The organism is Streptomyces viridosporus (genome assembly GCF_002078235.1).
GTDB lineage: Bacteria > Actinomycetota > Actinomycetes > Streptomycetales > Streptomycetaceae > Streptomyces > Streptomyces viridosporus.
Genome location: NZ_MSGP01000458.1, coordinates 667 through 1,175, shown reverse-complemented (window position 1 = coordinate 1,175; position 509 = coordinate 667). Strand labels below are relative to the sequence as shown.

The following is a 509-nucleotide window of genomic DNA, read 5'->3' as shown; positions in this document are numbered from 1 at the left end:
GGCGGCCAGCGCCGGGTCGCCGATGTCCGTCGCCTCGTAGGCGGTGTCCACGCCCAGCAGCCGCAGCCGGCGGGCGAGGGTGCCCAGGTGCACGTCGAGCAGGAAGCGCAGCGGCGCCCCCGGCACCCGCTGGGGGCGGTCGACGGTGCGCACGGTCACCGCCTCGCCGGCGGCCGGGACGTGCGACACCGGCACCTCGCGGCCGTCCACGAGCAGCGCGCCGACCTCGGTCAGCGGGACACCGAGGGACTCGATGACGTGACCGAGGCTGGAGACGCCGTCGGTGGCGGTCTTCGTGGCGCCCGTGGGCCGTGCCTGGGGGACGAAGAGAAGCAGCTCGGGGGCGAACTCGACGTGGATCTCGGGACCGTTCACCCGGTCAAGGATGGCATGGGGCCGCGCACCCGGCCCGTGCTTCACGGTGCCGGCGCCCGCGGCCCCGGGGGAGAGCGCCCGCGGCCTCAGCGGCGGGGCAGGTCCTTGAAGGTGGCCAGGGTGCGGTCGATCAG

Annotated in this window: 1 protein-coding gene; it reads right to left on the bottom strand. The window is 76.0% G+C overall.

Annotation, left to right across the window (positions count from 1 at the left end; all coding sequences use genetic code 11):
* A partial coding sequence (locus B7L92_RS28955) for a Mut7-C RNAse domain-containing protein (RefSeq protein ID WP_304364717.1) occupies positions 1–375 on the bottom strand: 375 nt, incomplete at its 3' end.
* Between the last annotated feature and the right edge of the window lie 134 nt (positions 376–509).